This is a genomic window from Labrenzia sp. 011 (genome assembly GCF_003075075.1).
Classification (GTDB): domain Bacteria; phylum Pseudomonadota; class Alphaproteobacteria; order Rhizobiales; family Stappiaceae; genus Roseibium.
The window spans coordinates 353,404-371,186 of sequence record NZ_QCYM01000002.1; the positions used below are offsets into that span (position 1 = coordinate 353,404).

The 17,783-nt window shown below is 62.4% G+C and carries 18 protein-coding genes and 1 riboswitch; of the genes, 8 read left to right on the forward strand and 10 right to left on the reverse strand.

Going from position 1 to position 17,783, the window contains the following annotated elements; all coding sequences use genetic code 11:
* The first annotated feature begins 38 nt into the window (after positions 1-38).
* Genes DCO57_RS04395 through DCO57_RS04405 form a run of 3 tightly spaced genes read left to right on the forward strand, consistent with a single transcriptional unit; the run spans position 39 to position 3,006 of the window.
* Positions 39-1,052 carry an efflux RND transporter periplasmic adaptor subunit gene (locus DCO57_RS04395; RefSeq protein WP_116697618.1) on the forward strand — a complete coding sequence of 338 codons (1,014 nt, stop codon included), beginning with the start codon at positions 39-41 and terminating at the stop codon, positions 1,050-1,052.
* The gene (locus DCO57_RS04400) at positions 1,049-2,287 is read left to right on the forward strand and encodes an ABC transporter permease (RefSeq protein WP_165814632.1); all 1,239 of its coding nucleotides are present in this window, start codon (positions 1,049-1,051) and stop codon (positions 2,285-2,287) included. Before DCO57_RS04395 ends, DCO57_RS04400 begins: the two co-directional genes overlap by 4 nt.
* On the forward strand, positions 2,284-3,006 hold the full coding sequence (locus tag DCO57_RS04405; RefSeq protein ID WP_116697619.1) for an ABC transporter ATP-binding protein: 723 nt from the start codon (positions 2,284-2,286) through the stop codon (positions 3,004-3,006). Before DCO57_RS04400 ends, DCO57_RS04405 begins: the two co-directional genes overlap by 4 nt.
* Positions 3,007-3,051: 45 nt before the next feature.
* Here DCO57_RS04405 and DCO57_RS04410 read toward each other — a convergent pair whose 3' ends face one another.
* On the reverse strand, positions 3,052-3,798 hold the full coding sequence (locus tag DCO57_RS04410; protein WP_165814633.1) for a YoaK family protein: 747 nt from the start codon (positions 3,796-3,798) through the stop codon (positions 3,052-3,054).
* A 136-nt stretch (positions 3,799-3,934) separates the two neighbouring features.
* Positions 3,935-4,058, forward strand: a riboswitch (SAM-I-IV-variant riboswitch).
* A gap of 41 nt (positions 4,059-4,099) precedes the next feature.
* Here DCO57_RS04410 and DCO57_RS04415 point away from each other — a divergent pair.
* Positions 4,100-4,384, forward strand: a complete 285-nt coding sequence (locus DCO57_RS04415) for a hypothetical protein (RefSeq protein ID WP_116697621.1) — start codon at positions 4,100-4,102, stop codon at positions 4,382-4,384.
* Between the two features lie 6 nt (positions 4,385-4,390).
* Here the strand turns inward: DCO57_RS04415 and DCO57_RS04420 are convergent, their stop codons facing one another.
* Positions 4,391-4,735 carry an acyl-CoA thioesterase gene (locus tag DCO57_RS04420; RefSeq protein ID WP_116697622.1) on the reverse strand — a complete coding sequence of 115 codons (345 nt, stop codon included), beginning with the start codon at positions 4,733-4,735 and terminating at the stop codon, positions 4,391-4,393.
* Between the two features lie 271 nt (positions 4,736-5,006).
* Positions 5,007-5,510, reverse strand: a complete 504-nt coding sequence (locus DCO57_RS04425) for a group III truncated hemoglobin (RefSeq protein WP_208977787.1) — start codon at positions 5,508-5,510, stop codon at positions 5,007-5,009.
* A gap of 95 nt (positions 5,511-5,605) precedes the next feature.
* On the opposite strand from DCO57_RS04425, the gene DCO57_RS04430 reads away from it, so the two are divergent.
* Entirely contained in the window at positions 5,606-6,037 is a 432-nt protein-coding gene (locus DCO57_RS04430; protein WP_116697623.1) for an Rrf2 family transcriptional regulator, read from the forward strand.
* A gap of 8 nt (positions 6,038-6,045) precedes the next feature.
* On the opposite strand, the gene DCO57_RS04435 is transcribed toward DCO57_RS04430, so the two are convergent.
* The 5 genes from DCO57_RS04435 to DCO57_RS04455 all read right to left on the reverse strand — a co-directional run bounded on the left by DCO57_RS04435 (position 6,046) and on the right by DCO57_RS04455 (position 11,507).
* Positions 6,046-6,912, reverse strand: a complete 867-nt coding sequence (locus DCO57_RS04435) for a hypothetical protein (protein ID WP_133192627.1) — start codon at positions 6,910-6,912, stop codon at positions 6,046-6,048.
* An 8-nt stretch (positions 6,913-6,920) separates the two neighbouring features.
* Entirely contained in the window at positions 6,921-7,610 is a 690-nt protein-coding gene (locus tag DCO57_RS04440) for a Crp/Fnr family transcriptional regulator (RefSeq protein WP_116697625.1), read from the reverse strand.
* A 368-nt stretch (positions 7,611-7,978) separates the two neighbouring features.
* Entirely contained in the window at positions 7,979-8,776 is a 798-nt protein-coding gene (locus tag DCO57_RS04445; RefSeq protein WP_116697626.1) for a ChbG/HpnK family deacetylase, read from the reverse strand.
* 108 nt (positions 8,777-8,884) lie between these two features.
* Entirely contained in the window at positions 8,885-10,384 is a 1,500-nt protein-coding gene (locus tag DCO57_RS04450; RefSeq protein WP_116697627.1) for a glycosyltransferase family 39 protein, read from the reverse strand.
* Between the two features lie 10 nt (positions 10,385-10,394).
* Positions 10,395-11,507: a glycosyltransferase family 2 protein gene (locus tag DCO57_RS04455; RefSeq protein ID WP_116697752.1), complete on the reverse strand. Its 1,113-nt coding sequence runs from the start codon at positions 11,505-11,507 to the stop codon at positions 10,395-10,397.
* Positions 11,508-11,943: 436 nt separating this feature from the next.
* Between DCO57_RS04455 and hisS the strand changes: the two genes are divergently transcribed.
* The 3 genes from hisS to hisG are packed head-to-tail and all read left to right on the forward strand — an operon-like array spanning position 11,944 to position 15,594.
* Positions 11,944-13,467, forward strand: coding sequence for a histidine--tRNA ligase (gene hisS / locus DCO57_RS04460; RefSeq protein WP_116697628.1), 1,524 nt, complete (start codon positions 11,944-11,946; stop codon positions 13,465-13,467).
* Positions 13,468-13,470: 3 nt separating this feature from the next.
* A complete protein-coding gene (locus tag DCO57_RS04465; protein ID WP_116697629.1) occupies positions 13,471-14,622 on the forward strand; it encodes an ATP phosphoribosyltransferase regulatory subunit in 1,152 nt (383 codons plus the stop codon).
* A gap of 3 nt (positions 14,623-14,625) precedes the next feature.
* A complete protein-coding gene (hisG, locus tag DCO57_RS04470) occupies positions 14,626-15,594 on the forward strand; it encodes an ATP phosphoribosyltransferase (protein WP_116697630.1) in 969 nt (322 codons plus the stop codon).
* Between the two features lie 344 nt (positions 15,595-15,938).
* Here the strand turns inward: hisG and DCO57_RS04475 are convergent, their stop codons facing one another.
* Together DCO57_RS04475 and DCO57_RS04480 are read right to left on the reverse strand one after the other, a co-directional pair.
* Positions 15,939-16,613, reverse strand: a complete 675-nt coding sequence (locus DCO57_RS04475; protein WP_116697631.1) for a DNA-3-methyladenine glycosylase I — start codon at positions 16,611-16,613, stop codon at positions 15,939-15,941.
* Between the two features lie 143 nt (positions 16,614-16,756).
* Positions 16,757-17,470: a protein phosphatase CheZ gene (locus DCO57_RS04480; RefSeq protein WP_208977788.1), complete on the reverse strand. Its 714-nt coding sequence runs from the start codon at positions 17,468-17,470 to the stop codon at positions 16,757-16,759.
* Positions 17,471-17,783: the final 313 nt, after the last annotated feature.

The following is a 17,783-nucleotide window of genomic DNA, read 5'->3' on the forward strand; positions in this document are numbered from 1 at the left end:
AACCGGTAGTCTGATGCCGGTTCTTGAACAGGTGCATCATGCGATTTTTGCGTTATCTGCTTCTGCTGTGTGCCCTCGCCGCAATCATTGGCGGCGGGTACTGGTGGGCGATCCGTCCGCCGATGGTCAATGTGGTCCAGCCCTACAGGGGCCGGGCCGCCGAGGTCGTCTATGCGACGGCGGTCGTCGAGCCGGTCCGATGGGCGAAGGTCACCAGCATCGTCCGGGAGAGGATCGTTTCCCTGTGCGGTTGCGAGGGGATGCAGGTGAAGCAGGGTGACAGACTGGCCGAGCTCGACAGCGGCGACGCGCGGGCGACGCTTGCCGAACTGGAAGCGCGGCAGGACCTGGCCCGCTCCGAGCGCGACCGGGCCCTGCAGCTTCTGGAGCGGCGGGTGGCCAGCCAGCAGGTCTATGACCGGGCGCAGAGCGAGCTGATCCGCATCAACGCCATCATCGCCGCCCAGAAGGAACGGCTTCGGGACTACAGCATCGTCGCGCCGATGGACGGCATGGTCCTCAGGCAGGACGGGTCGGTCGGGGAAGTGGCCGAACCGGGAGAGATCCTGTTCTGGATCGGCCAGCCGAGGCCGCTGCAACTGGTCGCCGAAGTCAACGAGGAAGACATTCCCAAGGTGCGGGAAGGCCAGCAGGCCCTGATCCTGGCCGATGCCTTTCCGGACAGGGAACTGAGCGCGACGGTCGGGCGGATCACGCCCAAGGGCGACCCGGTCCTCAAGAACTACCGGGTCTATCTGGATCTCCCGCAGGACACGCCCCTGCGCATCGGCATGACCGCGGAAATCAACATTGTCACGGCCGAGAACGACGGCAGCCTCCTGCTGCCGCCCGCCGCATTCAACGGCTCACGGGTGCAGGTGGTGGACGCGGACAACCGGGTGGCCTCCCGCGAGGTCAAGACCGGCATCCGGGGAACGCGGGCCATCGAGGTGCTTGAGGGCCTGACGCCGGACAGCCGCGTGGTCTTCCCTTTCGATGCTGAGCTGACCGGGGGGCAGAAGGTGGTGCCGGCGGCAGAAGGAGCGCGATGATGCTTCTGTTGCGGATCGCGGCGACCCATATCAGGAACCGGATGCGGCAGACGGTGGTCTCGGTTCTCGGTGTGGCGCTGGGGGTCGGGTTTTCGGTCGCCATGGCGGGCCTGATGGAGGGCTCGCAGCGCGATTTCACGGCGTCGCTGATCGACGCCATACCACATGTTGAAATCATCGACGAGCAGCGCGCCCCCGCCGAGCAGCCGGCCAGCGCGGTCTACGACGCCGTGGCCTACCACGGGCTGCGTCCGAAGGAGGATCTGCGCGGCATCCGCAACCCGACGGAGGCGCTGGCGGCGCTGCGGGACTGGGTGCAGGGCAAACTGGCCCAGAGGCTGAGCGGACAGGCGGTGCTGCGCTACAGCGGCCAGGACATCGGCATGACACTGACAGGCGTCGACCCGAAGCGCGAACTCAGCGTGTCGAAGATCCGCGAAGACATGCGCGCAGGGTCCTTCGAGGACCTGGCAACCACGTCGAACGGCATCGCCATCGGCGACAAGGCCGCCGAACGGCTGGGGGCAGACGTGGGCGATACGGTGACCCTGACGTCGGCGAGCGGTGTGGCGAAGCGGTTCAAGATCGTTGGGCTGTTTCATACCGGTATCACGACAAGCGACGAAGGGCTGGCCTATGCGCCGCTCAAGGCGGTGCAGATCCTTCTGGAAAAACCGGACATCATCAACAGCATCGCCATACGGCTTGACGACATCAGCCGGGCCAACGAGGTCGCCGCCCGGGCGGAACGGCAGCTCGGCTACAAGGCCGTTTCGTGGGAGGAAGCCAATGAAGGCCTGATGGAGGCCTTTTTCGTGCGCAACGTCATCATGTACACCGTGGTCGGCGCCATTCTGGTCGTGGCCGGTTTCGGCATCTTCAACATCGTGTCGACCATCGTTCACGAAAAGGCCCGCGACATCGCCATCCTCAAGTCGCTCGGATTTCCCGAATCCGATATCCAGCAGATCTTCGTCCTGGAAGGGCTTGTCATCGGCATTCTGGGCGCCCTGGCCGGATCCGCGCTCGGCTTCGCCCTGTCCAGCTATCTGGCGACGATCCGCTTCGAGTTCTCCCAGGACGTGGAAGTGACTCATCTGCCGATCTATTTCTCCCTGGCCCATTACCTCATCGCCTGCCTGCTCGCGCTTTTCTCCTCCGCCATCGCCGGCTATATCCCGGCGCGCAAGGCGGCGCGGCTCAACCCGGTAGACATCATCAGGGGCGCGACATGACTTCCCCCGCCCGCACGGACACGCCCCCGGAGCCGCCGCTTCTGGAAGCCAGGGCGCTGACGCGCATCCTGCCGGCGGTGGTGCCGGTCACCCTCGTGAAGGATGTCAGCTTCCGGATCGGCAAGTCGGAATTCGTGGCGATCACCGGCCCTTCCGGGTCCGGCAAGTCCTCGCTTCTCTATCTGCTCGGACTTCTCGACCGGCCGACCTCCGGCCAGGTGCTTATCGGCGGGGAACCGACGGATGCCCTCTCCCCGGCGGAGATGGCCCATATTCGCCTGAAGAAACTCGGCTTCGTCTTCCAGTTTCATTTCCTGCTGCCCGAATTCACCACGCTGGAAAACGTGATGATCCCCATGCGCAAGCTCGGCAAGCTGTCCGCAAGCGATCAGCTGGCCCAAGCAACGGCGCTGCTGGCGGATCTGGGGCTGGAGGACTTCCTGCACCGGCGGCCGGCGCAGCTTTCCGGCGGACAGCGCCAACGGGTGGCCGTTGCCCGGGCACTGGCCAATTCACCGGATCTCATACTGGCGGACGAGCCGACAGGCAGCCTGGATTCCGCAGCAACGGAACAGGTCTTCGACAGCCTGCGGAAAATTGTCGAGACGCAGAAGACCACGGTGGTGGCGGTCACTCATGACATGGACCTCGCAGCCCGCATGGAGCGGCGGATCCACCTGGTCGACGGACAGATCGACTGGGACCGTCAGCAGGCGTGAGATCACAAGTTTCCGCCAATGGACCGCAATCGAACCCGGTCGCTGCTATCCCGTGGCAGCGGGGGTATCGTTGTTTCTCATCGCCTGTTCATAGTCGAGGCCTTCGAAAGCGGCCGGCAGGACTGCAAGCAGAAGAAGCACTGCCACCGGCACGCCCAGGATCCAGAAGCCCAGATAGCTGAACAGAAAACTGGCCAGCAGTCCGCCCACCGCAAAGGCGGAAATGACCAGCATCTGGTAGATGACAATCATCCGGCTGCCTGTACGGCTTTCCGGATGGGCGAAATAGTCGGCCAGCCCCAGGACGAGCTTCAGCGAATTTCCCGTCATCATGGTGGTCGGCACGTGATGGTTCAAAATGGTCAGCATGATCACATTCTGAAGCGACATTGCGATTGTGGACAGACCGACAGCGACCAGGGTGACCGGTGCGAGCGGCCCGGCCCCGGACGGATCGCCCAGTCCGGCGACCAGCATGAACGCCGCCACGATGCAGGCTTCGAGTGCGAACAGATGCCTGATGGCGACCTTTTCCCGGCGGACCAGCTGTGTGACGACGACATACCAGAACAGGGTGGCAGCAAGGAACATCGCCAGCACGAAGACCTTGAGCAGCGCATTCTCGCTCTGATGGAATACCTCCACGCAGAGCACCACCAGCGTGCCGGATATGAAGGCCGTGAAGGTGTGGAAGAGGCCGATAATGCAGACCACATCGACAAAGCAGGCGCAAAAGGCGAGCAGGACCGGCACGAGCGAGTGGCTGGCATATGAGGCTGACTTGTCCGACACGCGTATCCTTGCCTTCATCTCACAGCGGCTTGCGGACCGGCCATCCGGCTGCGGCATGTCCCTTCGCAAGAAGTGCCATGCCTTGCCGCACTTGCCAAGAGCCTCTTGTCACGCAAGGGAAGTCATGACATAAGCGCACCCTCATCAAGAGAAGGGCTGGCGCCCTCGCCAACCTGCCAGACCGGGCAAGGTGGTTCCGCAACAGGGATGCGGCCGGACTGACCCTCACGAGAGGCTGACCGGCAACGAAGCGGTTTACTTTCATGCGCCAGTCCTCCTCGGGCAACCGAAGGAGGATTTTTTGTCTCAACAGCCTTTTGCCGGACGTGCGGCGGATCTTGTCACCGGACATCCACCGCTCGAACACGCCGATTCCGAAGACTGGGAAAGGGCCGCCGAAGATTGTGTCCTGTCACGCCTCCGGTCCATGCGCCTCATCGGGGGGCTTCCCCGTCACAAGACCCCGCTCGGGCCGCAAGAACGGATCGAGCGCCTGAAGTGCCTGCTGCGGCTGTGGGCCAACGGTTGCACCTGCACGGTGGACGAGGACCTCGTTGCCGATATCGTCAACCGGCGCAAGCGCTGATCCCGCTCAGGTCAGCTTGGGAACAGGCCGCGGCTTGCCGCTGTCGTCGACGGCAACCATGGTGAAAACCGCCTGGGTGACCTTTTCCCGATGGCCGTAGCGGTGGCGCAAGGCCCAGCATTCCAGCTTGATTTCCATGGAGGTATTTCCGACACGGATGACTTCCGCGTAGACGCATAGAACATCGCCGACATGGACGGGGCGGATGAATTTCATCTTGTCGACAGAGATGGTCACCACCCGGCCCTGGGCTCTTTGTCCGGAGGCGATGCCGCCGGCCAGGTCCATCTGCGACAGCACCCAGCCTCCGAAGATATCCCCGGATGCGTTGGTGTCGGATGGCATTGCCATGGTGCGCAGTGTCAATTCGCCACTCGGCTGGTCATCGCTCACGTCTGAAATCCCTCTTATTCGATCAATCAGGGAAGACTAACGTCAGACCGCAAGATCACAAGACGTCCCGGGACCTCATTGGCCGCAGAACGGCCATGATCCACAGCGGGAGAGAGACACGTCACGGGTCGATGGGTCCGCCCGCCCCGGAAACGGTCGTCCGGGTGCGTGACCCCGATTATCGCCTATGGCGCCGCCGATCCGTCAACTTCGGTGAAGAGCACGTGGGTCACCACGCCGCCCCGCCGCATTGCGCGGTCGTTGCCGACAGTTCCGGTGGCGGTGCCGATCCGGCGTGACCGAAGGTGGCCAGCCAGAGGCTCTGGGCGATGCGTTCGGCCAGTACGATGATTTCGTCGGCCAGATCCGGTACAAAAAGCTCCCGCACGACAGGACGGAACACGCCCAGCCACTGCCCGTAGTCGGACCCCAGCAGCTCCTTCTGCTTCAGATGGGCCGGCACGGGTTTTCCCTTGTAGGCGCCGTTCTTCAGGAGAACGGATTGCCAGAAACTTTCCATTTTCAGCAGGTGTTCGTCCCACCTGCCTTCCAGCCGCCGCGAGAAGATTTCCCCCAGCCGGGGATGTTCCCGGATACAGCCGTAGAAGGTCTGCACCATGACCCGGATGGAGTCTTCGCTCACGCTTTCATAGCGCAGAAGCCGGTCTCCACCGGCCATCCCCGTCAGGTGCCCATACCGGCCGGATTCAGGATCGGAATTTCGGGTTTTCATGGCCGACTCCAAACATTCATCTATTTTGCATCTTTTAAATCCCACATTGCGGCGCTAAAATCAATATATCAGATGAATATTTAACGGATCCAGCCATGCGCCTCAGTCAGGCCAGCGACTTCGCCCTGAGAATCCTGATGGCGACCTGCCAGTCCGATGACCCGCAAACGGTCGGCGGGTTGACCGAACGGCTGGGGCTGGCCCAATCGCATGTCATGAAGATCGTCGCCAATCTGGCCAGGGGCGGCTACCTGGAGACCACCCGTGGTCGTGGCGGCGGCATAAGGCTTGCCAGGGATCCGTCCGAGATCAGGATCGGCGAAGTCGTCCGCCTGATGGAACCGGATCTGGGTGTGGTGGCCTGCCTGAGGCCGGAGCCGGCAACCTGCGCCTTCCTGCCCCGCTGCGCGCTGAAGGGCGCCATGGCGCGGGCCGCCGAGGCGTTTGTCGACAGTCTCAATACGCAGACGCTGGAAACTATTCTGGAGGGGACGCAGTTGGCGTCAATGCCGGAAGTGGGACAGTAAAGCTGAGACTATCGCGAAAGCTGCAGTTCGCAGATATTCACCGACAAGGTCTTTCCATCCTTAACCAGTTTCAAGACACAAAGACCGATTTCCAGAAGCGCTTCGGTCGATTTGCTTTGTTCCACTGAAATCGTGTCTTCAAGCGCTTTCAGACAATCGGAATGCTGCTGGTCCCGGCACGCTTCGTTCCCGGTAATGTTATACATCCATTCAAACTCATCCTCGCGAACAGTCGGAGCTGTCTCCGTCAGCAGACTCGCATAAGGTTCAAGTCCCTTCGAAAGCGCGCCAGCCCACGCAAGCTCTCTTGCCGCACGTACATGCTCACTGGACGGAGTTTCCCAGCGCGATTGCTGCAATTCCTGGAACGTCAGGGTTAAAGAAAGGAATTGGATATCAGGATCGTCCGCAGTGCAAAACAGCCTTCGAAGGTTGCGAAGCGTTACGTAACGACTCAGAAAAAGTTGCACGTCTGCGGGAGCTTTTCTTTTCGCCAATATAAGAGCGAGTTCAAGCCTGTTCAGATTTACGACACCCTCAGGCCTGAAATCCCGAAGGAATTCGCTTGGCTCTTCTTCCTCGCCCAAGGCGCTATCAAGCTCGGAAAGAAAGTCAATGTAGTTGGCGACCGCCTGGCCGAACGGTTGCAGATTGCCAAGCTTCTTTTTCGTCTCTCCAACTGTCCCGTCGGAATCCAAAATTGCCTGGTATGTCTGCGCATCTTCATTTTCGTTACAGGCGGCCGGCTGGGCAAGCACAGGTGAGAACAGACCAGGCAGGAGTATCAGAGAAAGGAGTATTCCCAGTTTGCATACAGATTTCCGGCAGCAACGCCACGGCGCGGTCTTGAAGACGGAAGGGATTACTCCTTGCACATCAACTCCTAAAGCGTTGACGCCTGCTGCAGAAAGTCCACCTGCTCCAGGCAGTAATAGCCTGAAATCCGGCTGATCGTGCCGGAGCGTTTCCAGTCGTTCAGCACGCGGCTGACATTTTCACGTGCCGCCCCGGCCATATTGGCGATATCGGCCTGAGAGAGCTTATAGTGGATCAGCACCCGGCCGTTGTCGAGAGGCTTGCCGAAGGTTTCGGAAAGCTGCAGCAGCGCTTGGGCGACACGGCCCGGCAAAGGCAGGAAGGAGCGCGCTGCAAGGACGTCGTTGGCGTGGCGCAGCCGCTTGCCGACGATCGACAGCATGTGACGGTAGACCGCCGGGTTCTCGTCGGAGAACCTCTGGAAGGCCGCCTTGTCGATGAAGGCGACATGGGCCTCTTTCAAGGCAATGACCGTGGCCGAGCGCGGGCGCCCGTCGAGCAGCGCCAGTTCGCCGACCAGATCGCCCGGACCGAGGACGGCCAGAAGCTGCTCGTCGCCGTCAACGGACAGCAGGGAGACCTTCAGCGAGCCTTCGAGCACCGCGTAACAGCCGTTTCCCGGGTCGCCATTTTCGAACAGGATCGTGCCCGCGGGCATTTTCATCGCTCTGGCGAGACGCGACAGGCCCACCGCCAGTTCCGGATCAAGTCCTTCCAGCGAAAAGCTGTTTTTCAAAAAATCCTTGATTTCCGTCACGCATTCCCCCTGCCAGCGAGCGCTGCCGTTCCGAACCTTCGGAGATTACCACAATGACGACCGATACCAGTCACCTGACCTCGTTTTCCTGCCTGCGGGAACCATATGCGGCAGGAGCCCCGCGGCGCCGGCCAACAGCAGACCGGCCGGGGCCGAATGATCCAGATCCGTCGTCAAATGCACGTAGCGCAATCCTGTGATGTCCATCACGTGCAATCAAGCAAAATATGCCTATATAGTTAGTCATGGAAGCGGGGTTGCCCCTCCCCCTTTCAGACCTCCACGAAAAACGGCTCTGTTCCCCGCAGAGCCGTTTTTTCGTTTCTACCCGATAAATCCCGGACCTTGCCCCAGGCTGCCGCCAGGCCTCAATGCAAAAAGACGTCCTTCTTGTCGAGCGTGTGAAAGAAGCGCTCGCTGGACAGGACCTCGTACTGGCATTCGCGTATGGCGATTTTCCTGCGCGGTTCGTCCCGTCTGAGCCGGTCATCGGAGCGTCCGGGAATCGCGGCGACAAAACTGCCGTCGCTCATGCCGTCGAAATGATTGTGCAACAGCCGATGCAATTCTTCCCGATCGGCGGTTTCCGGCAGGGGATCCGCCTTTGGCAGCATCTGGAGACTATGCGCCCTGGCCAGACGGGCCAGACGCATGGCCTTGAGGCCGGAGCGCACCGGAGACACCACCAGCGGCGGCACTTCGAAATCCGCGTGATCGATGGCCCTGAAGACGATGCGCGCCAGCGAGCTTCTGGCCAGCAGCCCCTCGCGCACGGCGACGAAGTCGGGCGGGCGGGCCATCAGGATGCTGTAGCGCACCAGTTGGGCATGGGCTTCCTCGAAGAGGACCTCGTCCGGCAAAAGCCGCAGAAGCGCGCGCCTCTGAAGCTTTGCGCGGGAGAACATGCGCTCGCCGTAGGCCTCCTGCATGCGGGCGCTGACGGGAAACACCCTGTCGCCGCTGAAGGCCAGCGTCACGCCGAACAGCACTCTCTTGCCGACCTTGTCCGCCGTTTCCTGAAGCGGCCGGAATTCCCGCGGCCAGAGCTCGCCGGCGACAATCGCTCCGACGGCACTCAGGCGCCCCATCTCGACCAGCTCGCGCACGGCGCGATCCACCCCGAAAGCAAGGCCGTAGTCCAGGGCTCCAAGTGTAATTCGCTTCATGAAATTCCGCAGGCGAGTCCGAGAGATCCGAAAATACGATACCTTCCCTGCGGCATTCATTCGGGCATTGCAAGTCTCTTCTCAGGAAGACGCCACGTCTTCGCCAGCTTATCTGTAGCGGATCGGCTCAAAAACCGGCCCTGTCCGGCCCTCGACCCTGTAAACCACAAGGTCTTCCAGACGGACACCTTTGACGGTCCGTTCCAGCTCGGCGATCTTCTCGACGGTGCGGAATGATTTCTCCACCTGCCCCGCCTTGTCGCGACGCTTCTCGGTCACATAAAGCCCCGGCCTGTCGAACAGGGTCTCTTCCGGGTCCGGCTGCATCAGATAGCGGATGCGCTCGGTGATCTGCACCACGGGCACCGCATCGCTCAGGAGAAAATCGAGCTGACCGTTCAGTCCGTAGCTGGTCGTGACGACAAAAGCGGCCTCTTCCCCTGCCGCAAGGTCCCTGATCCGGGCGCCGATTTCCGGCCAGCCGCGCAGCTGGAAGGTCGGGTCCTTGCGGGCGAACTGGCCGGTAAGCGGATGAACCGCATGGACCTGCACCACAAAGGCCACCATCAGGCCCAGGACCACGCCGCCGGTGGCGATGCCGCGCCACACACGGCTGCCCGGCGCACGTCCGGCCACGAAGACGGCGGCCATCATCGCGAACGCCGGAAAGAGGGGGGCGGGCCAGTTGGCCTGAACGCGGGCGTGCAGCGCGTGGTAAAGCAGGTAGACAAGGAAGGGCAGCACGGTGAGCAGGAGAAGGGAGGCGGCGTTCTCCCTTCTGCGCAGGGATGCGAACAGCGATGGCGCCGCGAATATCGCCGGAAGGGCGATCAACGGATTGAGCAGGCCGATCAACGCGCCCAGGAACTCGAAGATGTATTTCGCCGTGTAGCCGCCGCCGCCCGCCCGGCCGAACTGCTTGTAAAAGCTCGCCCATTCATGGGCATGGTTCCAGTAGAGAACCGGTGAAAAGCACACAAGCGCGATCAGGCCGCCGGCCCAGAGCTGCCAGGCGCGCCACCAGCGCCGCGCTTCCGGCACCCAGAACAGCCACAGCACGATCCCCGCGCCGAGGAACAGGACGGAATATTTGGCCAGCAGGCCGCAGCCCGCCATGAGACCGACCACCAGCCACCAGTTGGCGTTTCTGGAAACGGAAAGTTCGGCAAGTGCCCAGAGGCTCAGCCCCCAGAAGAAGACGGACGGCGCATCCGGTGTCGCCAGAATGCCGCCGATGCCGACCAGAAGACTGGCGTTGAGGAAGAGGACCGCCCAGCCGGCCACCCGCGCATCGAACAGGATCGAGGCGGTGCGCCACAGGGCCAGGGAACCGATCACACCCGAGGCGATCACCAGCGCCCGGACCGCAAACAGCGTATCGCCGAAAACGGCCTGTCCGGCCGCAATCCACCAGCCGATCATCGGCGGATGATCGTAATAGCTCACCGCCGGATAAAGCCCCCAGATCCGGTAATAGGCTTCATCCTCGACAAAATGGGCATGGCCGGCCGCATAAAGCTTCAGGGCGGTCAGCAGACCGACGATCAGGATCAGTCCGCCCGGCCGCAGCAGCGGCGGCAGGTCTTGTATCTTTGTCACAGTCCTCATGATGCTTCTTCTACGTCTTGCGCCAGGTCAGGGCGGAGCTGGCCGCATAGTTCCATACCGCTCCCATGATGGCACCGGCGGAGCCGGCGAACCACCAGTAGGCCGGGTCCGCATAGACCAGATTGGCGACGCCGACATTCGCCAGAACCCCGACCGAGCAGACGGCATAGAAGGTAAGAAGGCCGATCAGCACCCGCATCCCGCGCAGGCGCCGATCACGATAGGTGAGCTGGTTGTTGAGGAAGAAGTTCGAGGTCATGGCGACAAAGGAGGCCACTGTCTGGCCGATATTGAATTCCATGCCCGAAAGCAGAAATATGCGCAGGGCCACGAGATGCACGATCAGGCCGCTAGCGCCGACAAGGCCGAACATCAGAAAACGGACGGAGACGACATCGCCGAAATATTTGGCCAGCAGCAGGCCGAAATAATCCAGGGTGACCAGGCTGTCCAGCTTGCTTTCGCCATGCTGGCGTTCGCGGAAAGTGAACGGCAGTTCCTTGATCCTGAGCGTACCGCCGGCGCTGGAAACCAGATCCAGCAGGATCTTGAAGCCCTGTGGTGACAGTTTCGGCGCAAGGGCCTCCGCCTTTTCCCGGCGGATCATGAAGAAACCGCTCATCGGGTCCTTCAAGGTGACGTTGAGCAGCTTCTGCGCCAGACCGTTGGCCACATCGGACCCCCAGGCGCGAACCGAGGAAAGGCCTTCGCCGGAGGTGCCGCCCTCGACCTTGCGGCTGGCGACCACCAGATCGGTGTCCCCGGCCTTCAGTTCGGCCAGCATCTTCGGCAGCATGGTTTCGTCATGCTGCAGGTCCGCGTCCATCACCGCGACATAGGGCGCCGAAGAGGCCAGGATGCCTTCCACGCAGGCACCGGAAAGTCCCCGGCGGCCGATGCGCCGGATCACCCGGACCCGGGGGTCATTCAGGGCGATGGCGCGCGCCACCTCGGTGGTGCCGTCCGGAGAATTGTCGTCGACGACGATCGCCTCCCATGCGATGCCGGCAAGAGCAGTGTCGAGCAGCTGGACGAGGATCGGGATATTGGCGGCTTCATTGAAGCTCGGCAGGATCACGCTGAGTTCGGCGGCCCTTGTCGCCGTTCCCGGACCGGTCGGCATTCCGTCTTCTCCGGCATCCGTCTCCGCCATGCGCACCGCTCCGTCCATCGTCAACCCTTGTTCCACCTTCGTTCCGCCGGCCTCTCCCGGCGGCGTGATGCCGGGCCGGTCCATCAGGACCGCAATTCGCGCGGACCATAGCCCGCCAGAGATTAAATTCAAGAAAAGACGGAAGCGGAAATTCTTCACACCGCGCAGCCTTTTCACGGTCAACTGTGCCGCAAACAAGGCACGACGACCGCTTTTGCTGCCATCGGGAACCAGCGCCGAATGCAATCGGCACCGGCAGCAACAGGGCGCCCGGCCGCACGCGCTTGACCGCCTTGCTCTCAGCCCCTGTTTCGTCTAGGAAAACCGCACAATGCACAATGCCGGTTGCCCGACGCCTCGACGCGCGCACGCCCGGCATGGAACCTGCCAGGACCTGTAAGACTTCATGGCCAAGAAACCGAACAAACTGAAGGCCCGCCTGCCGCGCGGCTTCGTTGACCGCTCCGCACAGGACATCCGCGCCACGGACGAGATGCTGGCAAGGATCCGCGCCGTCTACGAGCGCTACGGCTTCGACCCGGTAGAAACGCCCGCCTTCGAATATACCGACTGCCTCGGCAAGTTCCTGCCGGACACGGACCGCCCGAATGCGGGCGTGTTTTCCGTGCAGGACGACGACGAACAGTGGATGAGCCTGCGCTACGACCTGACGGCGCCGCTTGCCCGTCATGTGTCGGAGAACATCAACGAGATCCAGCTTCCCTACCGTACCTACCGGGCCGGTTGGGTGTTCCGCAACGAGAAGCCGGGCCCGGGCCGCTTCCGCCAGTTCATGCAGTTCGACGCCGACACGGTCGGCGCGCCGGGCGTCCAGGCGGATGCCGAAATGTGCATGATGATGGCCGACACCATGGAAGCCCTCGGGATTCCGCGCGGGCAATATGTGATCCGGGTCAACAACCGCAAGGTTCTGGACGGGGTTCTGGAAGCGATCGGCCTCGGCGGCGAAGATCAGGCGGAACGGCGGCTAACCGTGCTGCGGGCGATCGACAAGCTGGACAAGTTCGGCGTTGAAGGTGTGAAGCTTCTCCTGGGCGAGGGCCGCAAGGACGACAGCGGCGACTTCACCAAGGGGGCAGGGCTCGACACAAACCAAATCGATATGATCGCAAATTTGGTCGATGTGAAAGGTGAGCTTCAAGACCGCAAGAGTTTCAACGAACACTTGAATTATATCTTTGATGACCACCAAGATATTTTAGACGCAGGCGCTGAAATCGGGAATCTGATTAATTTGGTGCAATCTTGTGGATACGGGATTGACCGCATTATTGCTGACCCTTCTTGCGTCCGTGGACTAGAGTACTATACGGGAACGGTATTCGAGGCTGAACTCCTGTTCGACGTGACAAATGAAAAAGGCGAAGTGGTCCAGTTCGGCTCCGTCGGTGGCGGCGGGCGCTATGACGGGCTGGTCAAGCGCTTTACCGGCCGCGACGTTCCGGCCACCGGCTTTTCCATCGGCGTTTCCCGCCTGATGACGGCGCTGAAGAACCTCGGCAAGCTGAACACGTCCGACGTGACCGCCCCGGTGCTGGTCACCGTCATGGACGGCGACGTGGAAGCGCTCGGACGCTACCAGAAGATGGCCCAGGACCTGCGAAATGCAGGCATCCGCGCCGAGATGTATCAGGGCAACTGGAAGAAGTTCGGCAACCAGCTCAAATACGCCGACCGGCGCGGCTGCCCGATCGCCATCATCCAGGGATCGGACGAGCGGGAAGCCGGTGAGGTCCAGATCAAGGACCTGATCGAGGGCAAGCGCCTGTCCGAGGAAATCGCCGACAACGTCACCTGGCGCGAAAGCCGCCCGGCACAGGTCACCGTCAAGGAAGCGGACCTGCTGGAAACGGTCCGCGGCATTCTGGACGGTCAGGCGGACGACCGCAAACGGGCGAGCGAGGGCTGATCGATGACGACGGCACAGACGGCCGGCATGGACCCGGCACAGATCGAGGCGGTTCTGGAGCTGTTCGGGACACAGGGCCATGACCTTGTCAGCCCGCCGATCCTGCAGCCGGCCGATGTCTTTCTGGACCTGACCGGCGAGGACATCCGCCGCCGTCTGTTCCTGACCAGCGGCACGGACGGCATCGACCTGTGCCTGCGGCCCGACTTCACCATTCCGGTCTGCCGCCATCACCTGGCCCGCGATCACGCGAAACTGCCCGCCGCCTATTGTTACAACGGCCCGGTGTTCCGCCAGCGCCCGGACGGTCTGGGCGAAATTCCGCAACTGGGCGCGGAAAGCCTCGGACGGACAGATACCGCACAGGCGGACGCGGACCTGCTGGCGCTTTCCGTCCGCGCTCTGGAAATCTTCGGCCTCGACGGCTGTTCCATCCGGATCGGTGACGAGACCCTCTTCGCCGCCATCCTGGAAGGCCTCGACCTGCCGTCCGTCTGGCGCCGCCGCCTGCGCGATCTCTTCGGCGAGACCGACCGGCTGGCCGACGCCATCGGCCGCATGGCCGGAGGCGCATCCTCCGATGACGACAGCCGCGACGTGCGTCTCGGCTTCCTGTCGGCGCTGGAAGGCGCCGATCCGGAAGCGGCCCATGCGGTTGTCGAGGACCTTTTGTCCATCGCCGGCATCTCCGCCGTCGGCGGCCGCACGCCGGGCGAGATCGCCGACCGGTTCCTGGAACAGGCGGCCCTGGCCAGTGGCGCGCGCGGCCACGACAAGGCGGCCGAAACCCTGAGGGCCTATCTCGCCCTGAAGGCGGATGGCGCCATGGCCCCGAAGGTGCTGCGCGACTTCAGCCGCGACTTCGGCCTCGGGCTCGACACGCCCCTGGCCGCCTTCGAGCAACGTCTCGCGGCGCTCGATGCCGGCGGAATCGATCCGGCACGGTTGAGCTTCGCCGCCGAGTTCGGCCGGCGCCTCGATTATTATTCCGGCTTCGTTTTCGAGATTCACGCAACGTCCGGCACGGTCGAGGGACCGCTTGTCGGCGGCGGCCGCTACGACAAGCTGGTGACATTGCTGGGCGCCGAACAGGATGTTCCGGCCATCGGCTTTTCCATGTGGCTTGACCGCATTGCCAAGAGCGCGAAGGGCTGACCCATGAGCAAACTGATCATTGCCATTCCCTCCAAGGGCCGCCTTCAGGAAAACACCCACGCGTTCTTCGGCCGGGCGGGCCTGAAGGTGCTGCAACCGGGGGGCGCGCGCAATTACCGGGGCGCCATCAAGGGCCTCGCCGATGTGGAGATCGCCTTCCTGTCGGCCTCGGAGATCGCCCGTTCCCTTGCCGACGGCTCCGTCCATTTCGGCATCACCGGGCTCGATCTGGTGCATGAGAACATCACCGCTCCGGAGACTTCGGTGCACATCGTCACGCCGCTGGGCTTCGGCTCCGCGGATGTGGTCGTTGCCGTGCCGAAGGCCTGGATCGATGTGGAAACCATGGCGGACCTGTCCGATGTCGCCTCGGATTTCCGCAACCGCCATGGCCGCCGCCTCAGGGTCGCGACCAAATATGTCACGCTCACGCGGGCCTTTTTCGCCCGGCACGGCATTGCCGACTATCGGATCGTGGAAAGCGCCGGCGCAACGGAAGGCGCCCCCGCCGCCGGGTCGGCGGAACTGATCGTCGACATCACCACGACCGGAGCAACGCTGCAGGCCAACAACCTCAAGATCCTGCCCGATGGCGTGATCCTGAAGAGCCAGGCCAATCTGGTCGCCTCGCTCGGCGCCGACTGGTCGCAGACCGCCCTTGCGGCGGCACGGGCCATTCTGGACCGGGTCGCGGCCGAGGAAGCCGCGCGCGACGTCAAGCTGGTCAAGGCCGTTGTCGACGACCGCATGCAGGCACTCAGATCCGTCAGCCAGATCGGTGCCCTGCAGAGATTCTCCGACGTGGCCGACAGCCATCATGTCAGCGTGCTGTGCCCGAAAGACGCCGTCGCCGACTGCGCCCAGCGCCTCATTCAGGAAGGCGCGGAAACGGTCACCGTCGAAACGCTCGACTATGTCTTTTCACGAGACAACCACCTCTTCACCCCGCTGAAGGACAAGGTGCGCGGCTAAGGCCTTTCGCAATTCTGGCGCGCCGGCGGCTGCTTCTCCCTGCCTCCCCGGCCAAGCGCAGCGCCGAGCCGGGGCCTACTCGTTTCCAGAGCGTCGGGAGGGATCGCTCCGCTCAATGCAGGCCCGGACATGCGGTATCGCGGACACTTGCAAAGCGGGGGCTGAACCTGCTGCGCAGATGACCCTTGCTTCGGAAAGCCGCACTGCCAGTGGCCCCCGGATCTCCGCTTCGCTGCGTCCGGTGAGGCATTCGCGGCGAGCGTACGGACAATTCGATCAATTCAGTGCTGAGGCATGCCGTCCGGAGATTGCGGGTCAGATTGTGGGAAGCGACGCACTCCGCCTCACCGCGGTCTTTTGAAATCCGCCCGCGCCTGTTCGATCTGCTCCCGGCAGCAGCAGCCTTCAAGGTGATCGTTGACCATTCCCATGGATTGCATGAAGGCGTAGATGGTGGTGGGGCCGACGAAACTCCAGCCGCGTTTTTTCAGATCCTTCGACAGCGCCGTGCTCTCTTCCGTCTTGCCGAGCGTTCTTGCCGTGGCGAAATCGAGTTTTTCCGGGCGGTTCTCCGGGCGTGGCTCGAAAGACCAGAAATAGGCCGCCAGGGTGCCGAATTCGGCCTTCAGTTCCAGAGCGCGTCTGGCGTTGTTGATGGTGGATTCGATCTTCCTGCGATGGCGCACGATACCGGCATCGCCCAGGCAACGCTCGACATCCGCTTCGGTGAAGCCGGCAACGGTCTCGAACTCGAAATTGGCGAAGGCCGCGCGGAAGGCGTCGCGTTTGCGCAGGATGGTCAGCCAGGACAGGCCCGACTGAAAGCCTTCCAGACAGACTTTCTCGAACAGGCGACGGTCCTCGTCGACCGGCCAGCCCCACTCGGTATCGTGATAACGCTGGTAGTCCTCCAGATTGCCGTGCCACCAGCACCGCGCCTGGCCGTCGCTTCCCACGAGCAATCCGGTGACCGGATCGCGCTCCGCCTTCCTCGTGCTGCCGCTGTCCTGCTCCACCATAATCCTGCCTTTATTCCCTTTTTGTTCTCTTTCTGGTAAGGCCGAAATGACCCGGGCGCAAGGAGAATTGCCATGGCGGCTTCCCTGCGGGAAACAAAAAACCCGGCACAGGGCCGGGTCTTTCGAAACATGTCCTGAAGGCGTCAGGCAAACAGGGCGTCGATATCGTCCTGGGAGGCAACGTCCACATCGTTGTCCAGCGACGGGCCGTTGAGCAGCGCGGCGTCGCCTTCCTTCTGGTCGCGTTGTTCCACTTCAATGTCCTTGAAGCTCTCGATGCCGCCCCAGATATCCATCATCTGCGTGATGCGGTCCTCCACGAAGCGCAGGGTTCCGACCACCTTGGAGATGCGCTGTCCGGTCAGATCCTGAAAATTGCAGGCCTCGAAAATCTCGACGACCTTGTCCCGGATGTCCACGGCGAGTTCCGAATCCGGACCGTCGACCCTGGCAGACAGGGTGTTGGCAGTCTCGTCGATGAATTCGGCCGCGGAGAGGATTGAATCCGTTGCCCCCTCCGTCCCGTCAACGACCGCATCCAGCTCGTTGGTGACGCGCGCCATTTCCTGGCTTTCGGAGCCGGTGGTCTGATGAAGTGTCGCGATTTCCTTCTTGGTCTGCGCGATGGCTTCATAGATGGCGTCGAGCTCAACCTTGAGCTTGGCCGCTTCGGACATTTCCTTGCGGAACTCCGCCATCAGCTTGGCGCTCATGGCCTCCGGGTCCAGCGAAGCCTTCGTCTGCTGCTCTCCGTCTCCATTCTGGATCAGGGATTTTACGCTGGCCAATTCTGTCAGGAGCTCCTGATGGCGGCGTTCTTCAGCAAAAGCGGGGTTCTCGGTGGCCCCGGAATTCATGCGTATCAAGCTCTCCGCCCGAAAGGATCTCTTTACCGCGGCCATGCCTACTCCCGTCCCGCGCCAGTGCTGGCGTATTCAATTCATATGGTGCGACGTTTATAGCCCGGGAAGCTTAAAGAATTGTTTTTCCAATGCTTGCCCAAGCGGTAGCTGCCTTTTGACCTTTGGTAACCGTTTCTTGGCTTCCCTCTTTCGGGGCCATTGGCTATCCTCCGGCCAAATCAACGGAACAGCTCGCCGCATGCCAAAGCCAGTCACCACCTGCCAAATCACCGAGCTGACATATCCTGCATTCGCCGCAGACGGCGCA